This is a genomic window from Marinobacter bohaiensis (genome assembly GCF_003258515.1).
In the GTDB taxonomy this organism is placed as follows: domain Bacteria; phylum Pseudomonadota; class Gammaproteobacteria; order Pseudomonadales; family Oleiphilaceae; genus Marinobacter_A; species Marinobacter_A bohaiensis.
Genome location: NZ_QGEH01000001.1, coordinates 455,515 through 478,972 on the forward strand (window position 1 = coordinate 455,515; position 23,458 = coordinate 478,972).

Below are 23,458 nucleotides of genomic sequence, written 5' to 3' on the forward strand. Positions count from 1 at the left end.
GCTCTCGGCGTTATCCTAATAACACCGGGACAGGAGGTCCTGGTCGTTACTTGAGGGACCCGCCGCATAGGGACATATGGCCATGAAGCACGACATCTGGGAAAAGCTGCCGCCGCAACTTTATCTTCAACTCAAACGCTGGGATTATCGGCTCAAGGAAAAGGGCGCGTTTGAAGCAGCACAGCGCCTGCGCCAGGACGAGTCGCCCCAGGGTTACTCGTTTCGGCCGTTCGACCGCCAGCGTGCGATTTTTGTGCAGGTTCCCCGTTGCGCCGGCATGGCGATCAGCCAGACCCTGTTCGGCAACCTGTCCGGCGGCCACACCACGCTGGAGCAGTACCTGAACATCTTCGAGCCGCGCTGCGTTGCGGAGTATTTCAAGTTCGCGTTCGTGCGCAATCCCTGGGACCGGCTGGTATCGATCTACGCGTCGTTGCGTGACGGCGGCGGCAGCGCGACGGACCGGCGCCTGTACGAGCAGGAACTGAAGCCGCATGGGGACTTCGAGACTTTCGTACGGCGCTGGCTGACGCGTCGCAACGTCCGCAAGTGGACGCCGTTCTGCCCGCAGTATCATTTCATGCTGGATCGGCGCGAAATGGTGAAGCTGGATTTCGTCGGCTTCGTGGAGAACATCGAGCAGGATTTCCGCCAGGTGGCGGCACGGCTCGGCGCAAGCGCTTCGCTGCCGATGCTCAACCGCGGAGAGACGGCGCATTACACGGAATTCTACACCCCCGAGACCCGGGATATCGTGGCGGAGGTGTATGCCGAGGACATTCGTCTGCTGGGGTACAGTTTCGACAATGAAAACCTGCCCCAGCAGATTGCCGGTCGTGACCAGGACCGGGTCTACACCCTGCGTTCCTAGATCACGGCTTGGGTCGTGCGATCGCAATTGCTGGTAAACTCGTGGCTTTTCGTCCCAGGGGTGAACGCCGTATGTTCAAGTTTTCGAGCGCCCGTTGCCTGATCCTCGCCCTTGTCGTGTGGGGGAGCGGTGGGACCGTGCGGGCCGAAGTGCTCGAACTGGTGACCGAACCCTGGCCGCCGCTGGTGGAGCAACGGGACGGCAAACCCGCCGGCCCCTTGTGGACGGTTGCCCGGGCCGTGCTGACACGGATGGGGTACGAGCCGCGCCTGCGTTTTGTTCCCTGGAAACGGGCGCTGGACCTGGTGGCCCGCAACGAGGCCGATGCCGTGCTGGGTGCGGGTATGACCGTCGAGCGCCGGCAGCTTTTCCTGTATCCCGCCGAACCCCTGGCCTACAGTGAGACCGTGCTGTTTTCCGATCGCCGCTCGTCACTGGTCTACGAGGATTTTGACAGTCTGGAGGGGCTGACCATCGGTCTGTCGGCCGGCTACTCCTACACCCGGGATGTCTGGTCTGCGCCCCAGTTCGAGCGTGAGGAAGTGCGGGATATCCGGGCCGGGCTGAACATGGTACTGCTGGGCCGGGTGGATGCCTTCATGGTCAATCGCGCCGTAGGCTGGCACGAAGCCCACCGTCTGGGCATTGCCGACCAGCTTTCGGCGTCGGTCAAGCCGATCAGCGAGGGGAGTGTCTACCTGATGTTCGCACCGACCACCGACCCGGAGCTGGTGCATGCCTTCGATCGCGCCATACGCAGGTTTCGCGGTTCAAAGGAATATGTGCGCCTGATGCGCGACTACGCGGCCCCTCATCCTGACGAGGCCAGCACACCCGATTCCTGAGGCGCGATCGCCGCTATTCGGAACTGACCCGGTAGAGTTGCCGCCAGATGGCATGACCGGTCCGGTCGAACTCGATCAGGGTGTCGACGAACCGCCGGCGGGCCCCAGTGTCGATCAACTCGTCCGGCAGCAGCGGGTCGAAGACGATGCGACGGATGGCCCGGTCGCCCAGCACGAAGGATTCCCGGGCCGCCGCTTCCGGCTCCAGCACGTCGGCCTGCTTGAGCCACTGATCCAGCTGCCGGGCGCCGTCGCGGTAGCCCTGCTCCAGGGCGTCCCGGTCCCAGAGGTTGCGGGCCTGACGGTCGCGCTCCTCGTCGAGATCGCAGAGTGCGAACACCGGCGCTTCCGACTCCAGCCCCAGGCGATACAGCCGTTCCCGGATCGCCGCGCCGCCGCCGGTCAGGTTGTCAGGGCGGACGAACAGGTCGCGGCTGAGTTCGCGGAAACCGTTGATTTCCAGGGCCCGTAACCGTCGGCGCGCGGCGGGTTTGTCGCTGCGGGGCAGGTTGCCGAGATGAACGCCGACCCAGTGCTGCGTCCAGGGCCGGATACGTTCCAGGGAGGCGCGCCAGCCCCGCACGTCGTCACTGAGCTTGTGGGCGCGATCGGTGAGCTGGTAGAGACCGCGTCCGCTGGACTCGATCAGTCCCTCTGAGCACAGGCGAGTAAGGGCGACCCGCGTGCTGTTGCTGGTCACACCGAACAGCTCGCAGATGTTGATGGCGATTCGAACCGGAAGGACATCGTCATCCATGGCCGTCATCAGGTTCATGATCAGACGCTGGGGCTTGGGTTTCACCGGATACTTCTCTCAATCCTTCCGCATGACAGGGCGCCGCCAACCGACGGTCTAGCCTGAAATGTTACCACGCTAACCAAAACACGGGCATTTCGCCGTTAGTGGAAGAGTGGCGGAATGAGACCCGGGTCGCGTCCTCCGCTTGGAATGAATCAAGTTGACAGGCTTGCGAGTGTCGCCTAACACTTCATGCAGTGCTGTTGCCTAATTGCTGTATCAGGTATCTCGTTTCCGGACTCTTGATTTTCACAGCAAGGATGCGGCGTCATGTACTCCTGCCTGTTTTCTTCATCAAAGTATCGATTCGTTGAACGCTCCGTGATGCCGTGCGAGGGCCCGTCCCGTACGACCGGATGCCGACCCGGATAGCGCCGGGAGTCTCTATGGCGAGACCATCAGCGTTCCGTTGGCTGACGCAGCGGGTTGGGGAGGTTTTTCCGGGCACACTCCTGGTGGCCTGCCTGGTGGTCATTGCCGCCCAGTTCCAGTTGCTCGACCGCATCCAGAATGTGACGCTGGGATTCGCCGCGGTGAGCCTTGAGCGCGCAGGTTGGCTGCCGGACGCCGAGTCGGGTTACGAAGACGCCGAAACGCCAAGACTGTACACGCTGGAAATTGATCAGCGGGCCTATGAGCGCGTTTTCAACCAGCAGTCGCCGCTCAGTCGCTATCATTTACGCGACTTGCTGCTTTCGCTGACCGATCCGGAAGGCGGGATCGGCGGGCAACTGGGCGTTCCCGGCGTCATCGCGATCGATCTCGACCTGTCGCCCAACCCCACTGATGATCCGTTTCGTCCCACGCCGGCCTGCGATCTGACCTGTACGCTCAAGGCCATTGCGCCGCGGGTGCCCACCGTGTTGTTGCTGCCCCAACCGGTCAGCACGGACATGGCTCTCGACCGAAAAATCGAGTGGGTGAACGAGCTGGCGGATGTCGACAACCTCTACTTCGGGCTGGCCAATCTCATTGTCGAAGATGGCGGCGTGTTGCACTACCTGGATACGCCGTCCAGCTTTGCCCACGCGATCTGTCAGGCGGTACACGATACCGGCGAGCCGGTGCGCTGCCGGTTTAGCGCGAGTGTCTGGCCCAGGCGCATTAATCAGGCCGCCGACACCGCTGGCGCGGCCTGTGCGTTTCTCGAGACGCAGCGTTCGCAGCTGGAGCAGCTGTTCGCCGTGCCTCGTTTCGGAACCTCCCATCCTCAGTGTTCGTCGCCAGACGCGTCGGTCGGCAAATTGCTGGACCGGATATTCCTCAATACCGCATCCGCTGTTTTCCTGTCCCGTGGCCGTCTGGAGCCGTACCTGGCGACGCTGAACTTCAGGCGCTTCGGCGAGCTGGATATGCCCACTCTCCGACTGGACGCCCGCGAGCCCGGAGGGGATTTCACCGTGACGCTCGATGGTCAGCCCGTCGATTCCGGCGTCACCGGCAAACCGATGGACGGCCAGCTACTCATGATCGGCAGCCGCTACGGCGTGACGGACGTGTTTCACATGATGGGGCGTGAAGTGCCCGGCAGCCGGGTTCACCTGGCGGCGTACCTGTCGATTCTGAAACCGGTGAGTGACCTGGCGCCACTCTGGGGCCTTTTGCTGGATCTGGTGCTGGGTGTCTTGATTGCCATCGGACTGGTTTTGATCAAGGAGCAGTATGTCCGGAGCCCCAATATTGTGTGGCTCGGTGCCAACCTGCTTGCCCCGTTGGTGGGCCTGGTTCTGTTTTGCCTGGTCGCCTACTGGATCCTGATATGTTGGAACGTTCTGGTTCATCCCGGGCCGATCGTTGCCGGCGTGATGCTGGACATCTATCTGGAACGTCTTGATCGCCCGCACCCCGCTTCGGTCGGGCCCGCCGGTAACCGGGGGCCGTCCCTATCGCCGAGGATGCAGTCGATGATGGCGAAAATCGGGGATGGCCGCATCGGCAAGCTCATGATTCGGGGCGACCAGGCGGCGATCAGGCCGTGGTGGCAGGACCGGGGCCGCGCTGTCTTGGACGCGGCATTGAACGCGAGAGCATCGGCACGACTGGATCGATGGGCGCGGCGCCTGTGTTACTGGCTGCTTGTCGGTTACGCCCTCTGGCTTATCGTTCAGTAGAGCTTCAGAAAATACCCATAATCCAAAACGACACGCACCGCTCGGCATGGAATGACTCACGATGACATGGAGATCACAGCATGAAATCGATAGTGACTCTGACGGGCCTGGTGCTCGCAGGTTTGGCCGCAGCGTCCTCGCAGGCGCTGGAGCTGGTGGTGATCGAAGGCTCTGTCGAGCTAACCGACCCGGATGCCGGCTGCGTTCGCAGCGCCGTTTTCGGTGACCGGATCGATACGGAGGACCCGCTCGCCGGTGCCAAGGGAGCACAGTGCGCGTCGGGTGCTTCAGACCCGCAGGTACGGGCCGTGGATACGCTGGCCATCCTGTGCGAACCGGGGGCGTCGGATGCGGAGAACTGCGTTGACCTTGCGGCCGGGGACAGCAAATCCCTGAGCGAATTGATGGCGGGTGAGGGCGATGTGCGCGGCTGGCTGTCCTATCTGGTGGCCTCGGTACGCGCCACGGCCTTTGGCGGCAAGCGTCTGGACAGCGGCGACAGGCTGGAATTCTTCCCGTCCGGCAGCGTGCTCAAACCCAAGCGGGAACTGGTGATCCGGCCCGACTACGAGCAGCACCGGCAATACAGCGATTTCACCCTGATATCCGAGAGCGGCGACACCCTCTACGAACAGCCGGTGATTGATGGCGCGGTTCGCGTGCCCGCCGAGCACTTCGAGTTCGAAACCGATTACGCCTGGACAGTCCGGGCCGACGGCCGCACCTACCAGGGCGAATTTGCCATCGCCTATGCGGAGGACCAGGCGCTGTTTCAGGAGGAGCTGCAGGCGGTGGAGGGCTACGAGACGCTGTCACCGCGGATGAAGGCCCTGCTGCAGGCCGCCAAGGCCCGGGAGTGGCAGTACAATTTCGACATGGAGCAGGCCGCGCGTCGCTACCTCGCTGACGGAGGCGCACGATGAAACGGACGATGCCATACCGCAGCCTTGGGCTGGCCGGTCTGTTGACCCTGGCCGGGCCTTTGCAGGCCGGGTTGTTCGACGATATCGGCAAGGCGCTGAAGGATGCGGGCGACACCATCACCGGCCAGTCGGGCGATAACGCCAACGCTGCCGATAACGCCGTAACGGCAAGGTCGGCGCCGGCGCAACCGCAGCCAGAGACCCCGTCACCCACGGATCGTCCGGAAGCGGTGGATACCGCCAGTCTGACCCGCCAGGCGCAGCAACTCCTGAATGCCCGCGGCTACAGCGCGGGCAGCGCGGATGGTATTTCCGGCGAGAACACGCGCCACGCCATCTGCCACTTCCAGGCGGTCAACGACATGACCCTGGACCCGCGAGCCACGCCGGCGCTGATCCAGGCCCTGCAGGCCTCGCCGCGATCCGGGCGGCCGCCGGAGTATGTCACGTTGTGGGAGCGGCAGTGCCAGATAGCCCACCTGAACAACCTCAACCAACTCACCGCGTCGGAATACAACAGCTATGAGGGGATGCTGACGGCGGACGACCGGCTTTGCCGCCACCTGGTGGCGCCGTTCGAGCTGCAAAGCAACTTCGATTTTGTGCGCCAGAGCGTTGGGGGTTATGTGTCGGGGTTGAGCGATGCCCTGCTGGCCGGGGATTCGGTGGACCCGGCCAACGCGATCGACCTCGACGAGGCCAGGGAGAGCGCCAAGAAAGCCAACTGGCTGCCGCTGGATGTGGAGCTGGCCTATGGCGAACGTCTGCATGAGGAACGCCTGGCGCAATCCGGTCTGATCCTCAGTCGCGACAACAAGCGGCGCCGGGTGCGGTCACTCTACGAGCAGGCCGACGCCGTGCTGGAGCAGGTGCTGGCGGGCATCGACCAGGAGCAGCCCTATACCTTCCAGCTGTTCCTGGTGGATGACGAAAGCGTCAACGCCGAAGCGCTGCCGGGGGGCTACCTGTACGTTAACAGTGGGGTTTTCGACACCAACCACGCGGACCTGATCATCGGCCATGAGGTGGCCCACGTGGTGCAGCGCCATACCACCCGGGAATTGCAGGCGCGACTGGTGGACGTGGTGGAGACCACGGACGATCTCCAGAGCCTGCTATCGGCCGAAGGGAAACCCTCCGAGGCGGTCGTGGAGAAACTGCTGATCCTGCGCGGTGCCATCGCCGGTTACTCGCAGAACCAGGAGCTACAGGCGGATGCCTGCTCGGTGCGCATGGCGGTATCCGGCCATGCGGTTGGCGAAGCGGCGATCGACGCCTACGTCGACGAACTGTCGTCCGGCAAAAGCAGCCTGCGCCGGCCCATGTCCACCCATCCGGCCTATCCGGACCGGCGTGAGCGAATGCTGGACGTGGTGCAGGATGCCGGGCAGGGGGCGAGCATCAGTCAGAACTGACGCCGGCCGCGATGGCCAGGCCAATGTCCCTTACCAGGGCATCGACGCGGTCCAGGGTGCTGGACCAGGAGCAGACGAAGCGCGCCGCGCCGCCGATGAAGGTGTAGAAGTGCCAGCCCTTGTCGCGCAGGGCCGTCTGCACCGATTGCGGCAGGTCCACGAATACGGCGTTGGCCTGGCGCGGGAAGCACAGTTCGATGCCTTCCAGTTGCTGTAGGCCGGCCTCCAATCGGGCGGCGCAGGCGTTGGCGTGGGCGGCGTTCTTCAGCCAGGCGTCGTTCTCCAGTAGCCCGCACCAGGGCGCGGAGATGAAGCGCATCTTGGAGGCCAACTGCCCGGCCTGCTTGCAGCGCCACTCGAAGTCCTCCGCCAGCTGGCGGTTGAAGAAGAGAATGGCTTCACCGACGGCCAGGCCGTTCTTGGTGCCCGAGAAACACAGCACGTCGACGCCGGACTTCCAGGTGATCTCGGCCGGTGTGGCGTCGAGCGCGGCGACGGCGTTGGCGAAGCGGGCGCCGTCCATGTGGATGCGCAGGCCGTAGCGGTCCGCCACTTCGCGGATCGCTTTCAGTTCCTCGATGCTGTAGAGCGTGCCCACCTCGGTGGACTGGGTGAGGGTAATGACCCGCGGCTTGGGGTAGTGAATGTCCGTACGCCGAGTCACCATCCGCTCTATGCTCTCGGGCGTCAGCTTGCCGTTGGGGCCGTCGCCCACCAGCAGTTTGGAGCCGTTGGAGGCGTACTCCGGGCCGCCGCACTCGTCGGTTTCCACGTGCGCCAGTTCGTGGCAGATCACACTGTGGAACGACTGGCACATGGCCGCCAGGCTCAGGGAATTGGCCGCCGTGCCGTTGAATACGAAGAACACCTCGCAGTCCGACTCGAACGTCTCGCGCAGGCGGTCCGCCGCCATCTGCGTCCACGGGTCCTCGCCGTAGGCGCTGGCGTCGCGCTCGTTGGCGCGGGCCATGTAGTCCATGGCTTCGGGGCAGATACCGGCGTAGTTATCACTGGCGAACTGTTCGTGGTGCGGCATGGTGGCTCCTTGTCGATCCTCGTTCGAATCAGACGGGCAGGTGGGTTCGGGTCAGGTTGCGCGCGCCGGCTTCCGTGACCAGCACGTTGTCCTCGATGCGGATACCGCCGCAGCCCTTGAGCTCGTCAATCAGGGTGCGGTTGAGGTACTGGCCGTCGGGGCCGTCGAGTACCGGTTCCAGCAACGAGGGAATGAAGTACAGGCCCGGCTCGATGGTGACCACCATGCCCGGCTTGAGGCAGTGAGTCAGACGCAGGGCGGGGTGGTCTTCGGGGGACGGACGCGGCTTGCCGGCGACGTCGTGCACCTGGATGCCCAGGAAATGCCCCAGCCCGTGCGGGAAGAAGGCGCGGGTAATGCCGCGCTCAACGATGGCGTTGTCGTCCAGGGTGTGGACCAGCTCGCTGGCCTTGAGCAGGGCGGCGATCCCCTGGTGGCAGCGCCGGTGCAGTTCCATGTAGTCCACGCCGGGCGCCACCGCCTCACACAGCCGTTTCTGCAGGGATTCCAGCCCGCCGATCAGCGCCTGGAAGCGGTTTTCCCCGGGGGCGGCGGTGGTGCGGGTGATGTCCGAGCAGTAGCCGCGATAGCGCACGCCGGCGTCGATCAGCAGGCTACGTGGGCGCGCCGGCGAGCGGGTGTCGTAATACTGGTAGTGCAGGATGCCGGCGTGATCGTTCAGACCGATGATGCTGTGGTACGGCGCCAGGGCTTCGCGCTGGCCGGTGGCCCGCTGGTAGGCCAGGTTGATCTCGAACTCGCTGGCGCCGGCGAGGAAAGCCTCGCGGGCGGCCTCGTGCCCCTTTGCCGCGATGGCGTTAGCGTGATCGATGCACGCGACTTCGTAGGGCGTCTTGGCGACGCGCAGGTTGTCCAGCGCAGACAGCAGGGTGGCCGGGTTGAGGTCGCCTTTTACATCGCTCACCTGGGCTGGGTCACCGATGACGGCCAGACGTTCGGGGTAGTCGATGTCCGGCGCCTCCGGGCCCGGCTGGCCGGTCACGTCGATGCGCTGGGTCCAGGGCGCGTCGGGGATGCTGGCGGTGGCGTGCCAGAAATCCACCGGCGTGTGCAGGAACAGCCGGGCTCCGCCGTCCTTGTCCACCAGCAGCCAGCTGTGCTCGGTGCCGGCCAGGCCGGTCCAGTGCAGGAAATGGCCGTAACCGTGGTGATGGTGGGCCTGGTCGTCGGCATAACGCATCGGTGCAGCGCCCGAGCCGATCAGGATTGCGTCGTAACCGTGCTGGTTGAGGATGTCGGCGTAGGCGGCCTGCAGGTGCTCGATGTGTTCGAGTTGCAGGGCGTCGATGCGGGAGTCAGACATATTGGTTGACCAGTTCATTCCAGAGAGTGAGTGTGTCTTCCGAGCGCGGCTGGCGCAGTCGGATCAGCCGGATATCCACAAACACGTCCCAGCGCTCGTCACCGGCGCGGACCAGTTGGCCAAAGTGTTCGCTTTTCTCGCCCATCCGGTAGGGCAGCCAGCCCATTCCAAAGCCCTGCTTGAGCAGCGCCTTGACGCTGGCGGAATGGCTGTTTTCGTTCAGTGGCAGCAGATGTGCCTGGGGCTGGGTGCGCGCCAGGTGCGCCAGGATGGCGGATTTCAGGAAGCCGCGTGCGTGGTAGGCGATCACGGGCACCGGTTGTTCCTGGGTGCCGGGCAGTGAAAACCGCGGTTCGCCGTTGTCCTGGCTGATCGTGAACGGCGTGACCCGTTCCTGTTCCAGGGTCAGCCATTCGTAACGGTCGGCGTTCAGCCGCGAACGCCAGGGCAGGTCCTCATGCCAGTAGCAGAGCACCATGTCCACGTCGCCGTTGTCCAGCGCGTCGAGGAAGTCCTCGCCCACCCAGTTGGTGGATTTGAGGTTGATCTCGATGCGGTCGCGCATGCCGGTGCGTTCCACCCACCCGGAGAAAAAGTGGGAGAACAGCCCCTGGGTCGAACCCACACTGATCCGCGTGGCGGCGTCGGCCTCCAGCGACGTGATCCGCTCGCGGGTGTCGCGCACATCCCGGGTGATGCGTTCGCACATCTCCAGGAACACCTGACCCGCCGGCGTCAGCGACAGCGGCAGGGTCTGGCGGTTGATCAGCGTGGAGCCCATCGCTTCTTCAAGCAGCTTGATGCGCCGGCTGAACGTGGGCTGGCTGACGTGCTGCATTTCCGCCGCGCGGGAAAAATGCTGCGTCCGGGCCAGCGCCATAAAGTCTTCTAACCAGCGTACTTCCATGCCAGGGTTACCTGCGTCTAAGTGTTCGCGTCGCGATTTCGGCTAATCCACACTATAGACGGCCTTCCTCGACGGCATGGCAAGCCACCTGACTGCCGGCGTCTGAGACGATCAGCTTGGGCACCTCGGTCTTGCAGCGGTCGTTGGCGTACGGACAGCGACCGTGGAACACACAGCCCGACGGCAGGTTGACCGGCGTCGACACCTCGCCGTGCAGGCGGATGTGATTCGGACGATCGTCCTCTAGCCGCGGTATCGCCGACAGCAACGCCTGGGTATACGGATGGCGCGGGCTGTCGAACAGCGTCTTGGTATCGGCCAGTTCGCACACCGTGCCCAGGTACATCACGGCCACCCGGGTACCGAAGTGTTCCACCACCGACAGGTCGTGGGTGATGAACAGGTACGTCAGGCCGCGGTCTTCCTGGGCGTCCATCAGCAGGTTCAGTACCTGCGCCTGGATGGACACGTCCAGCGCCGAAATCGGCTCATCGGCGACGATGAACTCCGGATCCACCGCCAGGGCCCGGGCGATGGCGATGCGCTGGCGCTGGCCGCCGGAAAACTCGTGGCCGAAGCGCTTGCCCCAGTCCGGGTCGATGCCCACCGAGTGCATGACCTCATGCACCTTGTCGCGAATCGTGTCTTTCGACCAGTCCGGATGGTGGAACCGGATCGGCTCCTCCAGGGTCTGCTGGATCGTCATGCGCGGATTCAGCGACGCGTAAGGATTCTGGAAGATCATCTGCATCTTGCGGCGATAGGGCAATACGTCCTTACCGTCGAGATCGTCGATGCGCTGGCCGTCGTAGTGGATCTCGCCGCCGCTCGGCGACAGCAGACCCATCACGGTGCGGGCCACGGTGGACTTGCCGCAGCCGGATTCGCCCACCACGCACAGGGCTTCGCCCTTCTGCACGTCGAGGTTGACGCCGTTGATGGCGTGGACGAATTCCTGGTGCCGCTCGAAGCGGCCGTTGCGGAAGCGCAACTGCTCCAGGAAGTTGCCGGACAGGTCGAAGCGTTTCTCCAGATCCCGGATTTCGACGAGGGGCTTGGCCTCGGCATTCATGAGCTCATCTCCCGCTGTTGTTTCTCTTCTTCGATCAGCTTGCGCACTTCATGGCAGGCCACATCGACGTTGCCGGAGGTGACATAGTCCGGCATTTCCTGCTTGCACAGATCGGTGGCGAACTGGCAGCGCGGATGGAACGGACACCCGGTGGGTATCCGGTTCAGCGAGGGCATGGCGCCCGGGATCTGGTACAGGCGACGCCCCGGTTCGCCCATTTGCGGCAGGGCGTTGATCAGCCCCTGGGTGTAGGGGTGCTGGGCGTCGTTGATGATTTCCTTGGTCGGTCCCTGTTCGATGATGCGACCGGCGTACATGACCAGCATGCGCTGGGTCACCTGGGACACCACGCCCAGGTCGTGGGTGATCAGCATCAGGGCCACGTTGCGCTGCTCGCACAGCTCCAGCAGCAGGGCCATGATTTCCGCCTGGATGGTCACGTCCAGCGCCGTGGTGGGCTCGTCGGCAATGATGATCTCCGGGTCCAGCAGCAGGGCGATGGCGATGATCACCCGTTGGCGCATGCCGCCGGACAGCTCGTGCGGATACTGGTCCAGGCGCTTGTCCGGGGACGGGATCTGAACCTGCTTGAGGCGGTCCAGGGCGATCTGGCGCGCTTCCCGGGTGCTGATGCGGCGGTGCGCCTTGAGCGCCTCCACCATCTGGGTGCCGATGCTGAGCACCGGGTTCAGGGTCATCATCGGGTCCTGGAAAATCATGGCGATGCGATGGCCGCGGATCTTGCGCAGTTCGCGCTCGCTCATGGTCGCCAGGTTCCGGCCTTCGAACAGGATCTCGCCGCCGGCGATGTAGCCGGGGCGGGCAATCAGGTTGAGGATGGAGAAGGCCGCGACGGATTTACCGGCGCCGGATTCCCCCACCAGGCCCAGCCGCTCGCCCTTGTCCAGGGAGAAGCTGATCTTGCGCAGGGCCTTGAGGTCGCCGCCACGCACCGCGAAGCGGACATCGAGATTCTTAACTTCCAGCAGTGCCATGGTTTACCCCTTGTACAGTCTCGGGTTCATCACATCACGCAGCCAGTCACCCAACAGGTTGATGACCAGCACGAGGACCACCAGCACCAGGCCGGGAATCAGCGTGATCCACCAGGAACCGCTCTGGATGTAATCGAAGCCGGATTTGATCAGCGAACCCAGCGACGGCTGGGTTTCCGGCATGCCCAGGCCGAGGAACGACAGCGCCGCCTCGGAGATGATCGCGTTGGCGATCTGCACCGTCGAGATGACGAAGATCGGCGACAGGGTGTTGGGCAGGATGTGCCGGAACATGATGCGGTTGGTGCGGAAACCCATCACCTTGGCCGCGTCCACGTATTCCTTTTTCTTCTCGGCCAGCACCGAGGCGCGCACGGTGCGGGCGATCTGCGGCCATTCCGCCAGACCGATGATCAGGATCAGCATGTAGATGGCGATCTCGCCGAACATCAGGTTGCCGAAGCTGGCCTTGAACACGGCACCAACGATGATGGCGACCATCAGGGTGGAGAACGATAGCTGCACGTCGGCGATGCGCATCAGGATGGAGTCGACCTTGCCGCCCAGGTAGCCGGCCAGCAGGCCGAACAGGATGCCCAGGGCTGCCTGCAGGATCACGGCGCCGAAGCCGATCAGCAGGGACACGCGGGTGCCGTACAGGATCGTTGAGAGCAGGTCGCGGCCCTGGGAGTCGGTGCCCACCGGGAACGCCGGGTCGCTGCCGTCGAGCCAGGCGGGCGGCAGCTCCGAGTTCATGATGTTGATGGTGGCCAGATCGTAGGGATCGTGCGGGGCCAGCAGCGGCGCCAGGAACGCGGCGGCGGCGATCAGCACGAACACGATGAAACTGACGATAGCGATCTTGTCGCGCTTGAAGCTGTACCAGAGGAAGGATTCCCGGAACCGGCTCCAGCGGGATGCGTTTGCGGTTGCTGTGGTCATGCCTTCTTACCTGTCAGTTTTACGGTCGGGTTCACCAGGCCGTAGACCAGGTCAACCACGGTGTTGGTGATGACGAAGACCAGGCCCACCACCATCAGGTAAGCGACGATCAGCGGGATGTCGCTGCGGGTGATGGCCTCCAGGAACATCAGGCCCACGCCCGGCCACTGGAACACGGTCTCGGTGAGGATGGTGTAGGCCACCATGATGCCGATCTGCACCCCGCCGACGGTAATGACCGGCAGCATGGTGTTCTTAAGGGCGTGCAGGAAATTGATTCGGCGCGGCGAAACGCCCTTGGCCTGGGCGTAGCGGATGTAGTCGCTCTGCAGCACTTCCATCATCTCGGCGCGGATCAGGCGGATGAACAGCGGCAGCATGATCGACGCCAGCGACACCGCCGGCAGCAGCAGGTGCAGCAGCCCCGTGCCGGAGAAGAAGTTGGATTCCCAGGTGCCGAACAGGTGCGTCAGTTCGTCACCGCGGCCGTAGGACGGCATGCCGCCGTCGGTGGAGAAGAAGTCGTTGAGCCATTGCCCCCAGCCGGTGTCCGACGGAAACCAGGTCACCGTCACGCCGATGGAGAACAGCTGGATCAGCACGATGGCCGTGAGGAAGACCGGGATGGAAATCCCGACGGTACTCACGCCCATAAAGAATTTCGACAGCCAGGCCCGTGGGCGTATGGCGGCGTAGACCCCGATGGGGACCGACAGGAAGGCGATCATCAGGCTGGCGGCGATGACCAGCTCCAGCGTCGCCGGCAGGTGCTCCAGGATCACGTCGAGGGTGGGTTTCCCGTAGAAATAGGACGTGCCCAGGTCGCCCTGGACCGCGTTGGTCGCGAAACGGACGTACTGCACCAGGAAAGGATCGTTCAGGCCCAGATCCTCGCGGAGCTGTTCCCGCTCGGCGTCGGATACGGACTGCCCGACCATCTGTCGGAGCGGATCGCCGAGGCCATCCTGGATGGCGAAGCTGATCACGCTGATCACGAACATGACCAGGAGGGCCTGGCCAATTCGTTGCACCAAAAAAGCTAACATGGGGTCACACCGAAAGCTGGCTTGGATCGCGTCGGGCTTGTGGCCCTTGGCGTTCCGGGTTACTTGGGGGTATTTCTTGTTTACGAATACAAAAACCGGGCCCTGGAGGCATCTGCCGCCAAAGGCCCGGCTTCCGTGTCAGGCCCCGCTTATTCGACGACCAGGTCGCCGATGTAGGGGAAGTTCATCACGTTGAGGATCGGCTCGATCTTCACGTTGGACTTCGAGGCCCAGGCCAGATCCTGCCAGTGCAGCGGGACGAAAGCGGCGTCGTCGTACAGCCCCTGCTCGACCTTCTGCAGCAGCGCGGCGCGCTTGTCCAGATCGGTCTCGACGTTGGCCTGGTCAACCAGCTTGTCCAGCTCCGGGTTGCAGTAGTTGCCGGCGTTGTACTGGCCGTTGCCGCTGTCGGCGTCCGGACACATGGTCAGGAACTCGTAGAAGTTGGCGGAGTCCTCGGTGTCCGCGTGCCAACCGATCATCATCATGTCGGCGGCGCGGTTGTCGAACTCGGGCCAGTACTGTGCTTTGGGCAGCGTCTTGAGATCCACCTTGATGTTGATGCGCGCCAGCATGGCCGCAACCGCCTGGGCGATCTTGTCGTCGTTCACGTAGCGGTTGTTCGGCGCCATCATGGTGATGGTGAAGCCGTCTTCGTAACCGGCTTCCTTCATCAGCTCCTTGGCCTTGGCCACGTCGAAGCGCGGCTTGAGGCTGTCCACGTGGCCCTGGTAGCCGGTCGGAGACAGCTGGGCGGCCGGGGTGGCGAAGCCTTTCATGATCTTGGCGGCGATGCCTTCCTGGTTGACGGCGTAAGCGATGGCCTGACGCACGCGCTTGTCCTTGAAGGCTTCAACGCGCTCCTGGTTCATCTGGAACGTGATGATGCGGGTGCCGCTCATGGTGACCAGATCGGTCTTCGGATCACGCTTGATGCGCTCCAGATCGGTCGGCGGCACCGGTGCGATGAAGTCCACACCGCCGGACAGCAGGGCGGAAACGCGGGTGTTGTTTTCCTTGATCGGGGTCAGGGTGATGTGACCCACGTTACCCGGGGACTCGGTATCCCAGTAGTCGTCGAAACGGTCAAACTCGACCTTCACGCCCTGCTGGCGGGAGGTGACGACGTAGGGGCCGGTGCCGGACTGGTTGCGCGAGGCGAAAGTGCTGCCCTGCTTGGAAATCGCGCTCTTGTCGTTGCCGTTATCGTCTTCGCCGGTGTAGAACGCCTTGTCCATCGGGAAGATGTAGGTGGCGGCGTTGAGCAGCAGCGGGTAAGGCTTGTTGGTGACCAGATCGAAGGTGGTGTCATCAACGATCTTCAGCTCGCTGAACGGCTTGAAGATGGCCTTGAAGTCCTGGCTCTTCTTGAGACGGTCGAAGGTGAACTTCACGTCTTCACTGGTGAGGGTGTTGCCGGAATGGAACTTGACGCCTTCGCGCAGGTGGAAGCGCATGGTGCGGTCGTCGATGCGTTCCCAGCTCTTGGCCAGGCGAGGTTCGAATTCCAGGTCCTTGGTCCAGCGGATCAGCGGGTCGAAGGTCATATGCGACAGCTGCAGAATGCCGCCGGAAAGCTGCTCGTGGATGTCCAGCGTCACCGGGTCGGCGTCATAGGCCAGCTTCAGTTCCTTGTCGGCCTCCGCGGCGGAGCCCGCCATCGGTGCGCCGGCCAGAGCAAGGCAGCTCACACAGGCTGTGAGGAGTCGTTTCATAGCGTAGCGTTTCCTGTCGGTCTTTTTTCTGGGAGTTTATTGGTTTTTTCTTGGGAGCTTTTGGGAGCTCCTTGATGCTATCTGCGCCGTACCATCTGCGGTTAATACGGATGGCAGTGGCTGTAGAAAGTAGTGACTGGTCGGGCAGTGAGCAATCGAAAAAACGACATGCGCTTATTCGCGGGGTGAATGAACCGAATGGAGTCAATCCGGGGATTGTCGGACAGAATTATTAAATTTATTTAAAAACAGAGGATTAGGGATGTTTCTGGCAGGCTGAAACCAGCGCGGTGCGCTATGGCGAGGCGAGGGTGCACCAGGTCGATTCGCAGCAAATGGTAATGTTTTCGTGATTTTTACCGTCCTGATCGCGCTTCTTTTGTGAGAATGAATCGCATTTGGGGTGATGTGGCGGTCAGTCCAGGGGCTGCACCGGTATCGGATCAAGCGTCTCGCCGCCGTGCAGGTCCTGGACGCGGTTCATTTGCGAGCGGGAGTGAGTTGATCCGCGCCGAAGTGGACGTCCATGGTGGTGCCGCCCGGGCCGGATCCGACGATGTCGAGCTGCCAGTCCTGGCGTTCACAGATGAGTTGGACCAGCAACAGGCCAAAGTTACTCTCCTGCATGCGTCGCTCTCGTCTGGAAATATTGTTTTCCAGACGTTCGCTGACGTCTCTGGGCAGGCCCCGGCCGTAGTCCGTGATGCGCAGTCCATCGGCGAGCAGCTCGATATCCACCGGGCCGCGTGTGTGCTTGAGGGCATTTTGCAGGAGGTTACGGATAAGCATGCGCAACAGCGGAGGGTCGGTCATCAGCGTCTGATCGCCGGCGGCATCGAAACGCAGGCGGTCCGGTTGGTCCGACTGGCTGTTTTCCAGGTCCGCCATGGTGTCCCGGGTGATCCGGGCGAGACTGACCGGTTCCGGCTCATCGCTGTCGACGTGACCGCGCGCCAGCTTGAGCAGGACGTTGACGTCGGCCTGCATGTCGTTGGCCGCCCGTCGGATACGGGCCAGCGTGCGCTGGTCCGCTTCGGACAGGGCGTTGCGCTTCTCGATGATTTCCAGCGCGCCGCTCATCACGGCCAGGGGCGTACGCAATTCGTGACTGGCCAGCTTGACGAACGACTTCTCCCGGTCGACGAAGGCCTCCAGGGCATCGAGGAAGCGGTTGAAAGCCCCGGCGATATCGGCGAACTCCGTGTCCTGGTATTCGGTTTCCAGCCGCCGCATGGTCTTGGCCGGTTCCGTGGCCTGGATCTGTTGCGTCAGCTTGCGCAGTGGATGGACCAGCCGGCGGGCACTGAGACGGGACAGCACGAATCCGATCAGCGCCATACCCAGCAGCACGCCCAGGACGGTGAGCTGCGACAGCAACTCCTGGCCTTCCATGATGGAAATGTCCTGTGACAGGTAGAGGTGGCCCGGCGGGTTATCGACCGGCTCCACCAGAACCAGGTAGGTGGCCTCGGTCAGCTCCAGCTCACCGGAATAGGGTGCCGGCTTTCCTTTGAGATAGTCCGGCAGCGCGTCTTCCGGGGCGCCGGCCGGCAGGAAAATCGCCTTCAGGCGCGCTGTGTCCCATTGCTGCACCGAATTGCCCTGGATATGTTTGCGGAAATAGGCCTGCTCCTCGGTCAGTTCCAGACTGAGGATGGTGTCTTCCATGTCTTCATAGAAGACTTCGATGGCACCGATGGACAGCAGGGCCGTGACCAGACTAACGGCAAACAGGTTTCGGAAGAGGCGTGTCGCCAGCGAACGTCTCACGGCGCGGACGGCTCCTCGGCGTCGGGTGGCACGATCCGGTAACCTCGGCCGTAGACCGTCTTGACCAGGGCGTGGCCCAGTGTGCCCTGGAGGGTACGGCGCAGGGAATAGATATGGGTACGCAGGGTGTGACCGTCGCTCTCAGCGGCCGCCTCGCCCCAGATGGCATCGCTCAGGGCGTCATGGCTGAGGAAGTTGGGATAGGCCCGGATCAGCAACTCGAACAGGCGCGCGGGGATACCGGTCAGCTCGGCCCGCTGCCCATGTAACTCCACCGTCAGGGTGCCTGGATCAAAGCGCACCGGTCCGGCGCCAAGCCCGGGCTTGCGAGCGGTGAAACGCCGATGCAGGGCGTCGATGCGCAGCTGCAGTTCGCGCAGCTCGAACGGTTTGACCAGATAGTCATCGGCACCATCCTCGAACCCCTGTTCCTTGTCGGCCAGCGCCCCCCGGGCGGTCATCATGATGATCGGGGTGGCGCACTGCAGGTCACGGCGGATGCGGCGGCAGATCTCGAAGCCGGAGACGCCCGGTAGCATCAGGTCGAGCACCACCACGTCGTACTCGTTGGTCGACAGCAGGTGGAGGGCGGTGAGACCGTCGGCGGCGAAGTCCAGGTCGTAGCGCTCGTCGCCGAGAAACTCGAACAGATTCTCGGCGAGATCGATCTGATCCTCGACGATCAGCAATCGCAGGCTGGGCGTGGCAGTGGGTGATGACATGGTGCTTCCGATCAGCTCTTACGGGCCGTTGCGTTGCCGGGCAAGGACAACAGAACGTAGCGTTGACTGGCGCCCCGGACCGGACGGGCGGTCGGGAACCTGGCGGTGAATAACGCTTGTTCATCCCTGGGCACCGCGACCAGGTAGCGCGCGTAGCCCCGATTCTGTCGCATTCGCGTCAGCCCTGCCAGTGTGGTTTCCCGAGCCAGACCGCGGCTGTAGTAGCGCGCGGAGAAGGGCACCTCGTCCAGATAGAGCAGCGCGCTGTCCCCGGGCCGCTTGATCTCTGTATAGACGCGTACCAGCGGTCTCTCGGTTTTCAGATGCTCTACCAACGCGGGGCTGGCCAGGGCCACGACCGCGATGAGCGCCGGCACGGTAGCGGTCAGTGCCCGGGCCCCGGGTCGCCAGCGGCTTTTGCGGTCGGCCAGCCTGGGGGCAAGCTCCCGAGCCAGCAGGATGGCCGAAAACGGCAGCGCGGGCAGAACATAGGTCCACAGGGTGTTACCGGCCAGCGTGAAGAAAACCATCGGCGCCAGGGTGGCCAGCCACAGGAACCGGACCGGTGGCTGGGCCCGTTTGCGCGTGCGGCCGCCGTCACGCCAGAGGCGGAAGCCGTAACTGGCCATCAGGCCCAGTGTCAGCAATCCCCAGGGAAACGACGCCCAGAGCCAGAACACCCAGATCATGCCCTTGGGCTGGTCGTGGGCGGAGCCGTAGAGATCGCCGGTCCAGCCCGGATCGATAAAGCGACGGAAGTGCTCGCCGACGATGAAGTAGTCCAGGAACCCCGGGGTTTTCAGCTCCGCCAGGATATACCAGGGCAGCGTCAGCGCGGCGGTGAGTAAGGTGCCGGTGAACCAGGGGAAAGCGCGAAGCCGAGCGCGCCACTGGCCCTGCAGCAACAGCCAGCCGCCGATCGGCAGTCCGGTCAGCACCAGTGCCAGTGGGCCCTTCGCCAACAGGCCGATAGCCAAGCCCAGAAAGAAAAACCAGCGCCAGATCCGCTCCTGTCCCTGGTTGACCAGGGCGAAGCTGACCAGGCTCAGCGTGGTGCCCAGGGTCAGGAACGGGTCGGTCATGACGGCGCCGGCGCTGACATAGCTCAGCGCCATGGATGCGAGGATCAGGACCGACCAGCGGGCGGTCGCCCGGTCCGTGAGGGCGAGGGCCAGGCGACCGGTCAGATAAAGCACTCCCAGCATGGCAAGCCAGGACGGCACACGAATGGCGAACGGGCTGACGCCGAACAGCTTGATCGAAGCCGCCTGGGCCCAGAACGAGAGAGGCGGTTTCCCCCAGAAGGGCTCGCCCGACTCGAACCAGGGCGTGATCCAGTCGCCGGTCTCCGCCATCAGTCGGGCGATCTCGGCGTAGCGGGGCTCTGTGGTGTCCACCAGGGGAAACAGGGCCATGCCCAGCAGGCGGCTGAACAGGATGGCCGCGAGGGCCCACAGCCAGGGACTAACTGACCTGAACATGACGCGGTGTCTCTCTGAATGGACGGATGGCGTCGGGAGCGGACCCACCTTGGCCGATCACGTCCCGGGTTATGTAGATCGGTCGCTGCTTGCTTTCAATGTAGGTCTTGCCCACGTATTCACCGACGATGCCGATGCCGACCAGTTGAATGCCGCCAAGGAAGGTGATGATGGCGACCAGTGAGGGATAACCGGCGATGACATCGCCCAGCAGGGCCGCCTTGACCACGATCCAGAGTCCGAACACGGCGCCCAGGGTCGCCGCGATCAGGCCGATCCCGGTGGCCCAGCGTAGCGGGGCGACGGAGAAGGAGGTGAGCCCCTCCAGCGCCAGACCGAACAGACCCAGGAAATTCCACTTGGAGGTGCCGGCGGAGCGCGGATTGCGATCGTAGGTCATCACTTCGGTGGGCAGGCCGACCCAGGCGAACAGACCCTTCATGTAGCGGTTGCGTTCGTTCAGGGACAGCAGGGCGTCCACGGCGCGGCGGCTCATCAACCGGAAATCGCCGGTGTCGACGGGAATCGGCGACTGACAGGTCCGGTTCAGCAGACGGTAGTAGCCGTAGGCGCAGAGTCGCTTGAACCAGGATTCTCCGTGTCGCGAACGCCGCTGCATCAACACCACATCGGTTCCCGCCAGCCAGCGCGACACCATCTCCGGGATCAGCTCGGGCGGGTCCTGCAGGTCGGCGTCGAGAATGATCACCGCGTCGCCCCGCGCGTGCTCAATACCTGCCGTCAGAGCGGCTTCCTTGCCAAAGTTGCGACTCAGCCGGACCAGTCGAAGTGCGGGCCGCTTGCGGATTGCGTCGATCAGGAACTCGGCGCTGCCGTCCTGGCTGCCGTCGTCGACAAAGACGATCTCGGCGGCCAGCGGCAGCCGGGCCAGCACCGGCTGGAGGTGATCCAGCAAGGCCGGCAGGCCCGGGCGCTCGTTGAACACCGGGATCACGATGGAAACCAGGGACGCATGCGCTTGTCCCGTCTTAACGGACGGAGGGAAACGACTCATGGAAGACAAACCTCTGGTAGAGACAGTAATTCAGCCCGGTGACCAGGGCCGTTGTTGCCACCTGCGCCAGCGCGACCGGGCAAGCCGCGACGCTGTGCAGGAAGGCGAACAACAGCACGTTACTCAACCAGGCCAGTGAGCAGGAAAGCAGGTAGCGGGGTAGGGCGCGGCGGTGAGGGCTCGCCACGCCGAAGGCCAGCCGGCGCTGCAGGCCGTAATTGACACCGGCGCCGGCGGCACTGCCGGTGGCGGTGGCCAGCGCAGGAGCCACGCCCAGCCCCCACAGGCCAGCCATGACCGACCAATGGAGGGCGGTGGCCAGGCCGCCGGAGGCCAGGAATCCGGTCACTTGTCTCAGGCGCGGAGGCCGGTCTGCGGTGTCTGCTCTCACGGGGCTTACTCTAGCGATACGGTGGTCATGGACGTGTTCAGGAAATGTCAGGCTCGCATCAAAGCCCGGCCTTTTCCGGTAGGCCGTATTTCTGCTGGCGATACAGCCACAGGGGCAACTGGGCATGAGCCCGTGCCCGCGTGACATCCGCTGGCGCCGGCGGTGCATCGGTGTATCGGGTCTCGCCGGACGCTGGATCGTAATGACCGGCCAGGGGCGCCTGATCCGGCCTCAGGATGGTGACGTTGTGGTCACTGTCCATCCAGGCGAAGTAGTCGTAGAACTGCATCATGGCTCGGCCCGGCACGTCGGTATTCCGGGTCAGGTCACGCCCGATCATCGGGTGTGTACTGTCCAGCCCGATCAGGGAGAGCAGGGTGGGCGCCATGTCGATCTGACTGGCGAGGGTCTGGATCCGCCTGGGTTTGATGTCCGCGCCCAGGATCAGGCCGGGAATGTGGAAGTTCTTTATGGGAACCAGTTCGTTGCCCCAGACCCGGTCGTCGTGATCGGCCACGATCAGGAACACCGTGTCGTCCCAGTAGTCGCTCTCGCGGGCTTGCTCAATGAATTGGCCGAGCGCGTAATCCGCGTAGCGAACGGCGTTGGCCGGGGTGTTCTTGGGTGTGCCGTGGAGCTGGATGCGGCCATCCGGGTACTGGAACGGGCTGTGGTTGGACGATGAGAACACCAGGCGGAAGAAAGGTTTGTCCTGTTTGTTGAGGGCCTTGAGTTCACGATGGGTCCGGTTGAACAGATCCTCGTCACTGACGCCCCAACTGCCGGTGAACACCGGATCGTCGTAGTCGGCCTGATCGACGATGTGTTCGAAGCCGTTACCCGTGAAGAAGCTGCGCATGTTGTCGAAGTGGGCTTCGCCGCCATAGATGAAGCCCGTGTCGTAATCGTGTGCCTGCAGCAGCCCGGCCAGGGTGAAGAAGTGGTTTTGCGCCAGCGACAGTTTGACTACGCTGCGCGCCGGTGTGGGCAGGTAGCCTGAGATGACCGCTTCGATACCCCGCACCGAGCGGGTTCCCGTCGCGTACAGATTCTCGAACCACCAGCCGCCCTGTTTGAGGCGCTCCAGTTGCGGCGTGTCCGCCTGGCCGCCGAGGGATTTGACGTAGGTAGCGCCCAGGCTTTCTTCGAGCACGATCACCAGGTTGAGCGGTTTTTTACGCTGCCGGGTGGCCTCCTGGGTATGAAGAGTCGGGCGATCTGTCGAGGAGAAGTGGTGGTTAGCCAGCCACGGGGCGCTACGAACTTCGTCGAGCATAGCTTCTGGTGAGTCTAGCGCCACGTAGCGTTCATCCGCCTGGATCTCGTTTCTCAGATTGTAAACGGCGTAGGCCACCGACCAGGTGGAGTTGAGGATCAGCGAATTCACCAGGGCATCGGACGTCAGTGCGAACATGGCCGGATTGGCCGGCCGGTGATCGGTGGTCGAGCGAATCCCCATAAAGACCGCCAGGACAACGAACGGCCAGGCCAGCAAGGTCCGCCCGTAACGCGGCGCTCGGCTTTCCGCCAGCCAGGGCCGGAACAGGCTGCCGCATAGGGCGGCCAGCCCGGTGCACAGCACCAAGCCGACGATCAACGGTATGCGGAAGCCATGCCAGAGCGTTGCAAACACCTCGTTTGGGTATTTGAGGTACTCGACAAACAGGCGGTTGGGGCGTACGTCGTACTGGGCGATGAATGTGGGTGTAGCCAGTTCCATGAACAGGATGACCAGAAGCATGGCGAGCGCCCAGACCATGGTAAACCGCTTCCACAGAGTCCAGGTGTGCCGGTGCCCTAAAAGCGGCAGGAGCAGCAGCGGAACGGCCACGGCCAGGCTGGCAACGATGGTGTCGACGCGTAGCCCATGCAGGAGGATCGTCGCGCCGATGGGAGTGTCCATGACCCGGTCGGCCTGCCACAGCGTCAGCCCCATCCGGGACAGGCCTTCGATAAACAGTATGAGAACAAACAGACCCAGCAGAGGCGCGTAGGCGCCGGACCAGCGGATCAAACCATAAAAACGGCGCGGCAGACCGCTACGTTCCGATACGGGCATGAGCTTTCCTGTCAGTGGT

The 23,458-nt window shown here is 63.5% G+C and carries 20 protein-coding genes; 5 read left to right on the forward strand and 15 right to left on the reverse strand.

From position 1 onward, the window contains the following. The first annotated feature begins 82 nt into the window (after positions 1-82). Both DKK67_RS01950 and DKK67_RS01955 read left to right on the forward strand, forming a co-directional pair. The gene (locus DKK67_RS01950) at positions 83-871 is read left to right on the forward strand and encodes a sulfotransferase family 2 domain-containing protein (protein WP_162628719.1); all 789 of its coding nucleotides are present in this window, start codon (positions 83-85) and stop codon (positions 869-871) included. A gap of 71 nt (positions 872-942) precedes the next feature. Further along, a complete protein-coding gene (locus tag DKK67_RS01955; protein ID WP_111493877.1) occupies positions 943-1,716 on the forward strand; it encodes a substrate-binding periplasmic protein in 774 nt (257 codons plus the stop codon). 13 nt (positions 1,717-1,729) lie between these two features. Here the strand turns inward: DKK67_RS01955 and DKK67_RS01960 are convergent, their stop codons facing one another. Continuing rightward, positions 1,730-2,518 carry a PaaX family transcriptional regulator C-terminal domain-containing protein gene (locus DKK67_RS01960; protein WP_204355708.1) on the reverse strand — a complete coding sequence of 263 codons (789 nt, stop codon included), beginning with the start codon at positions 2,516-2,518 and terminating at the stop codon, positions 1,730-1,732. Positions 2,519-2,901: 383 nt separating this feature from the next. Between DKK67_RS01960 and DKK67_RS01965 the strand changes: the two genes are divergently transcribed. The 3 genes from DKK67_RS01965 (at position 2,902) to DKK67_RS01975 (ending at position 6,964) form a co-directional block, all read left to right on the forward strand. After that, complete coding sequence (locus DKK67_RS01965; protein ID WP_111493879.1) at positions 2,902-4,626, forward strand: hypothetical protein; 1,725 nt, start codon at positions 2,902-2,904, stop codon at positions 4,624-4,626. An 80-nt stretch (positions 4,627-4,706) separates the two neighbouring features. Further along, positions 4,707-5,549 carry a hypothetical protein gene (locus DKK67_RS01970; RefSeq protein WP_111493881.1) on the forward strand — a complete coding sequence of 281 codons (843 nt, stop codon included), beginning with the start codon at positions 4,707-4,709 and terminating at the stop codon, positions 5,547-5,549. Beyond that, positions 5,546-6,964, forward strand: a complete 1,419-nt coding sequence (locus tag DKK67_RS01975; RefSeq protein ID WP_111493883.1) for a M48 family metalloprotease — start codon at positions 5,546-5,548, stop codon at positions 6,962-6,964. The genes DKK67_RS01970 and DKK67_RS01975 overlap by 4 nt, the downstream gene beginning before the upstream one ends. Here DKK67_RS01975 and DKK67_RS01980 read toward each other — a convergent pair. The 14 genes from DKK67_RS01980 to DKK67_RS02045 form a co-directional block, all read right to left on the reverse strand. Beyond that, positions 6,951-8,000, reverse strand: coding sequence for a threonine aldolase family protein (locus DKK67_RS01980; protein WP_111493885.1), 1,050 nt, complete (start codon positions 7,998-8,000; stop codon positions 6,951-6,953). The two genes, DKK67_RS01975 and DKK67_RS01980, sit on opposite strands and share 14 nt — an antisense overlap. Before the next feature lie 28 nt (positions 8,001-8,028). Next, positions 8,029-9,324 (reverse strand): Xaa-Pro dipeptidase, encoded by a 1,296-nt coding sequence (pepQ, locus tag DKK67_RS01985; protein ID WP_111493887.1) that lies wholly within the window; start codon positions 9,322-9,324, stop codon positions 8,029-8,031. After that, positions 9,317-10,231: a LysR family transcriptional regulator gene (locus DKK67_RS01990; RefSeq protein ID WP_111493889.1), complete on the reverse strand. Its 915-nt coding sequence runs from the start codon at positions 10,229-10,231 to the stop codon at positions 9,317-9,319. The genes pepQ and DKK67_RS01990 overlap by 8 nt, the downstream gene beginning before the upstream one ends. A 52-nt stretch (positions 10,232-10,283) precedes the next feature. Next, positions 10,284-11,303: an ABC transporter ATP-binding protein gene (locus DKK67_RS01995; protein ID WP_111493891.1), complete on the reverse strand. Its 1,020-nt coding sequence runs from the start codon at positions 11,301-11,303 to the stop codon at positions 10,284-10,286. Beyond that, on the reverse strand, positions 11,300-12,298 hold the full coding sequence (locus DKK67_RS02000; RefSeq protein ID WP_111493893.1) for an ABC transporter ATP-binding protein: 999 nt from the start codon (positions 12,296-12,298) through the stop codon (positions 11,300-11,302). Before DKK67_RS02000 ends, DKK67_RS01995 begins: the two co-directional genes overlap by 4 nt. Before the next feature lie 3 nt (positions 12,299-12,301). After that, on the reverse strand, positions 12,302-13,240 hold the full coding sequence (locus DKK67_RS02005) for an ABC transporter permease (protein ID WP_111493895.1): 939 nt from the start codon (positions 13,238-13,240) through the stop codon (positions 12,302-12,304). Continuing rightward, a complete protein-coding gene (locus DKK67_RS02010) occupies positions 13,237-14,286 on the reverse strand; it encodes an ABC transporter permease (protein WP_111493897.1) in 1,050 nt (349 codons plus the stop codon). Before DKK67_RS02010 ends, DKK67_RS02005 begins: the two co-directional genes overlap by 4 nt. A 149-nt stretch (positions 14,287-14,435) precedes the next feature. Then, on the reverse strand, positions 14,436-16,001 hold the full coding sequence (locus tag DKK67_RS02015; RefSeq protein WP_111493899.1) for an ABC transporter substrate-binding protein: 1,566 nt from the start codon (positions 15,999-16,001) through the stop codon (positions 14,436-14,438). A 480-nt stretch (positions 16,002-16,481) separates the two neighbouring features. Further along, positions 16,482-17,771: a sensor histidine kinase gene (locus DKK67_RS02020; RefSeq protein ID WP_111493901.1), complete on the reverse strand. Its 1,290-nt coding sequence runs from the start codon at positions 17,769-17,771 to the stop codon at positions 16,482-16,484. Then, positions 17,768-18,493 (reverse strand): response regulator transcription factor, encoded by a 726-nt coding sequence (locus DKK67_RS02025; RefSeq protein ID WP_111493903.1) that lies wholly within the window; start codon positions 18,491-18,493, stop codon positions 17,768-17,770. Before DKK67_RS02025 ends, DKK67_RS02020 begins: the two co-directional genes overlap by 4 nt. An 11-nt stretch (positions 18,494-18,504) precedes the next feature. After that, the gene (locus DKK67_RS02030; protein ID WP_111493905.1) at positions 18,505-19,974 is read right to left on the reverse strand and encodes an ArnT family glycosyltransferase; all 1,470 of its coding nucleotides are present in this window, start codon (positions 19,972-19,974) and stop codon (positions 18,505-18,507) included. Further along, complete coding sequence (locus DKK67_RS02035; protein ID WP_111493907.1) at positions 19,958-20,989, reverse strand: glycosyltransferase family 2 protein; 1,032 nt, start codon at positions 20,987-20,989, stop codon at positions 19,958-19,960. Before DKK67_RS02035 ends, DKK67_RS02030 begins: the two co-directional genes overlap by 17 nt. Next, on the reverse strand, positions 20,964-21,338 hold the full coding sequence (locus DKK67_RS02040) for a GtrA family protein (RefSeq protein ID WP_228160489.1): 375 nt from the start codon (positions 21,336-21,338) through the stop codon (positions 20,964-20,966). The genes DKK67_RS02035 and DKK67_RS02040 overlap by 26 nt, the downstream gene beginning before the upstream one ends. 100 nt (positions 21,339-21,438) lie before the next feature. After that, the gene (locus DKK67_RS02045) at positions 21,439-23,439 is read right to left on the reverse strand and encodes an LTA synthase family protein (RefSeq protein ID WP_111493911.1); all 2,001 of its coding nucleotides are present in this window, start codon (positions 23,437-23,439) and stop codon (positions 21,439-21,441) included. Positions 23,440-23,458: the final 19 nt, after the last annotated feature.

Coding starts and splice junctions, on each gene's coding strand:
- DKK67_RS01950 (WP_162628719.1), top strand. CDS start 83: ATGAAGCACGACATCTGGGAAAAGCTGCCGCCGCAACTTTATCTTCAA.
- DKK67_RS02000 (WP_111493893.1), bottom strand. CDS start 12,298: ATGGCACTGCTGGAAGTTAAGAATCTCGATGTCCGCTTCGCGGTGCGT.
- DKK67_RS01965 (WP_111493879.1), top strand. CDS start 2,902: ATGGCGAGACCATCAGCGTTCCGTTGGCTGACGCAGCGGGTTGGGGAG.
- DKK67_RS01955 (WP_111493877.1), top strand. CDS start 943: ATGTTCAAGTTTTCGAGCGCCCGTTGCCTGATCCTCGCCCTTGTCGTG.
- DKK67_RS02030 (WP_111493905.1), bottom strand. CDS start 19,974: ATGTTCAGGTCAGTTAGTCCCTGGCTGTGGGCCCTCGCGGCCATCCTG.
- DKK67_RS01975 (WP_111493883.1), top strand. CDS start 5,546: ATGAAACGGACGATGCCATACCGCAGCCTTGGGCTGGCCGGTCTGTTG.
- DKK67_RS01970 (WP_111493881.1), top strand. CDS start 4,707: ATGAAATCGATAGTGACTCTGACGGGCCTGGTGCTCGCAGGTTTGGCC.
- DKK67_RS01995 (WP_111493891.1), bottom strand. CDS start 11,303: ATGAATGCCGAGGCCAAGCCCCTCGTCGAAATCCGGGATCTGGAGAAA.
- DKK67_RS02005 (WP_111493895.1), bottom strand. CDS start 13,240: ATGACCACAGCAACCGCAAACGCATCCCGCTGGAGCCGGTTCCGGGAA.
- DKK67_RS02010 (WP_111493897.1), bottom strand. CDS start 14,286: ATGTTAGCTTTTTTGGTGCAACGAATTGGCCAGGCCCTCCTGGTCATG.
- DKK67_RS02035 (WP_111493907.1), bottom strand. CDS start 20,989: ATGAGTCGTTTCCCTCCGTCCGTTAAGACGGGACAAGCGCATGCGTCC.
- DKK67_RS02015 (WP_111493899.1), bottom strand. CDS start 16,001: ATGAAACGACTCCTCACAGCCTGTGTGAGCTGCCTTGCTCTGGCCGGC.
- DKK67_RS01990 (WP_111493889.1), bottom strand. CDS start 10,231: ATGGAAGTACGCTGGTTAGAAGACTTTATGGCGCTGGCCCGGACGCAG.
- DKK67_RS02045 (WP_111493911.1), bottom strand. CDS start 23,439: ATGCCCGTATCGGAACGTAGCGGTCTGCCGCGCCGTTTTTATGGTTTG.
- DKK67_RS01980 (WP_111493885.1), bottom strand. CDS start 8,000: ATGCCGCACCACGAACAGTTCGCCAGTGATAACTACGCCGGTATCTGC.
- pepQ (WP_111493887.1), bottom strand. CDS start 9,324: ATGTCTGACTCCCGCATCGACGCCCTGCAACTCGAACACATCGAGCAC.
- DKK67_RS02025 (WP_111493903.1), bottom strand. CDS start 18,493: ATGTCATCACCCACTGCCACGCCCAGCCTGCGATTGCTGATCGTCGAG.